2 protein-coding genes and 1 pseudogene are annotated in these 2,172 nt (G+C 78.8%); 1 reads left to right on the forward strand and 2 read right to left on the reverse strand.

Annotation, left to right across the window (positions count from 1 at the left end; genetic code table 11):
* Positions 1-205: pseudogene (locus tag GTQ99_RS22495) on the forward strand (hypothetical protein); the annotation flags it as partial.
* Between the two features lie 42 nt (positions 206-247).
* Here the strand turns inward: GTQ99_RS22495 and GTQ99_RS22500 are convergent.
* Positions 248-1,396 carry an alkaline phosphatase family protein gene (locus GTQ99_RS22500; protein WP_166617901.1) on the reverse strand — a complete coding sequence of 383 codons (1,149 nt, stop codon included), beginning with the start codon at positions 1,394-1,396 and terminating at the stop codon, positions 248-250.
* Between the two features lie 8 nt (positions 1,397-1,404).
* Positions 1,405-2,085: a DUF5998 family protein gene (locus tag GTQ99_RS22505; protein WP_205708049.1), complete on the reverse strand. Its 681-nt coding sequence runs from the start codon at positions 2,083-2,085 to the stop codon at positions 1,405-1,407.
* Positions 2,086-2,172 lie beyond the last annotated feature (87 nt).

Raw genomic sequence — 2,172 nt, forward strand, 5'->3', positions numbered from 1 at the left:
GACCAGCGGGGAGGCGGGCGGGGAGCCCGGGGAGGGCGCCGCGGAGACCGCCGCCCACCCGCAGCCGGAGACCCGGTCACCCGCGCGCCGGCGCAACCGCTCGCAGCGGCGCGGCGGCGCGGGCGGCGGAGGCGGTGGCGGCGCCGGCAAGCGCTCCAGCGTCCCCAGCTGGGACGAGATCATGTTCGGGACGAAGAAGGACTGAGCGCCCGCCGGACCGCCGGCCGACCGGTGGTCCGGCGGGCGGTCAGCAGGGCACGCAGAACAGCGGCACCAGGCGCTCGGCGTCGCTGAGCGCCCCGTGCTGGCCGACCAGGCGCAGCGTGTCCGGGCGCATGCGGGCGGAGTTCACCACGGCGACCTGCTCGCGCATGACGACGAGGACGTCGCCGATGCGGGGGGCCACGCGCTCCTCGACCGGCCCGAACCAGCCGGCGGCGACGGCCTCCTCGCGCAGCAGCACGTCGGCGGAGGCGCCCAGGCGCTCGCGCCAGGCGGCGGCCACCTGCGGCGCCGCACCGGGCTCGACGTAGAGCTGGACGGCGCGCGGCTCGCCGCCGGCGTGCCGGACGCCGGCGCGCAGGGCGTCCTCGTGGGCGAGGTCGATCCGGGCGGGGGCGGCGACGTCGACCATGCCGTGGTCGGCGGTGACCACGAGCAGGGTGCCGCGCGGCAGCCGGCGCGAGAGCTCGGCGATCGCGGCGTCCACGCGGCCCAGCTCCTCCCCCCACTGCCAGGAGTCCACGCCCTCGGCGTGCCCGGTGGCGTCCAGGCGGCCCCAGTACAGGTAGGTGAGCTGCTCGGTGGCCGAGCGCACGGCGGTGACCGCCGCGTCGACGCGGGCCTCGAGGCGCTCGGGGGTGCCGACGAAGCGCCCGCCGCGCAGCGCGGCCTCGGTGAGCCCGGAGCCGTCGAAGTGCGGCGGCGCGACCCGCACGACGTCGACGCCGCCGGCCGCGACCTGCTGGAAGACCGTCGGGTGCGGCTGCCAGCGGCGGGGGTCGACGGGCCCGTTCCACTGCAGCTCGTTGAGCAGCTCGTCGCGCTCGGGGTCGAGGACCTCGTAGCCGACGAGGCCGTGCCCGCCCGGGGGCAGGCCGGTGCCCAGCAGGCCCATGCTCGTGGCGGTCGTGGTGGGGAAACCGGCGCCCAGCACGCGGTGCAGGCCCTGCGAGCGCCACCGCCGCAGGGTGGGGGCGTGCCCGGAGCGCGCCTGCAGCGCCACGTCGCCCATGCCGTCGACGAGCACCAGGCAGATGCGCTGCGCCCGCGGCAGCAGCAGCCGCGGGGAGGCCGCGGCCAGCGAGTCGACGCCCAGCGCGCGCCCGACGGCGGGCAGCAGGTCGGCGAGGGTGTCGGTGCCGTACGCGGGGGCCGCCGGGAGCACGGGGGGCACGGGCGGCGTCAGCGGGAGGTGACGGCCGACAGCGCCCGGGCGAAGGCGAGGGCCCCGGCGACCGCGTCGGCGCCCTCGGCGGCGCTGGCGATGCGCACCGTGAGGTCGTCGCCGGTCAGCGAGCCCGTGTAGCCGTGGTCGGCCTCGCAGTCGGGGTCGGGGCAGGAGGCCGGTTCGAGGTCGACGCGCTGCACCGCGCCCCAGCCCAGCGTGAGGCTGACCTCGGCGGGGACGGCGCCGGGGCGGTGCTCGGCGGGGCGGGTGACGACCTGGGAGAGGACGACGGAGTGCACCCGGTCCAGGGCCACGCTCTCGGTGGAGCAGACCGCGTACGCCTCGCTGGCGGTCTCGTCGGGGCCGTGGTCGTCGGCGTGGGCGACGACGAGGCGGGTGGGGGTGGTGGCCAGCACGGTGACGTGGCGGCGGACCTCGTTGGCGTCGAAGGTCGTCTCGGGGTGCACCAGGTGCGCGCCGACCGGCTCGCCGGAGACGGCGGTGCGCAGGCAGTCGGCGACCAGCGCCGGGTAGTAGCCGGCGCGCTCGAGGTCGGTCAGCAGCGCGTCGGGCAGCTCGTGCCACGCCTGCCCGCCCGCCGGGGGTTCGCCGTGCGGGTCGGCGTGGGTCTCGGCGTGGGTCTCGGCGTGGGGGGTGGTCCGTCCGGCTCGCCGGGGGTTGGTGCGCTCGCGCATCCCCCCATCCTCGCGCACCCCCGGGGGCCGGTGGTGCCGGGAGAGGGCCGCGGCACCGGTTCGGGCGACGGCCGGCCCCGCCCCGCC

This window comes from Kineococcus vitellinus (assembly GCF_009906315.1).
Taxonomy (GTDB): Bacteria; Actinomycetota; Actinomycetes; order Actinomycetales; family Kineococcaceae; genus Kineococcus; species Kineococcus vitellinus.

Excerpts from the sequence above, each read along its gene's own strand:
- GTQ99_RS22505 (WP_205708049.1), bottom strand. The coding sequence starts at position 2,085 with ATGCGCGAGCGCACCAACCCCCGGCGAGCCGGACGGACCACCCCCCAC.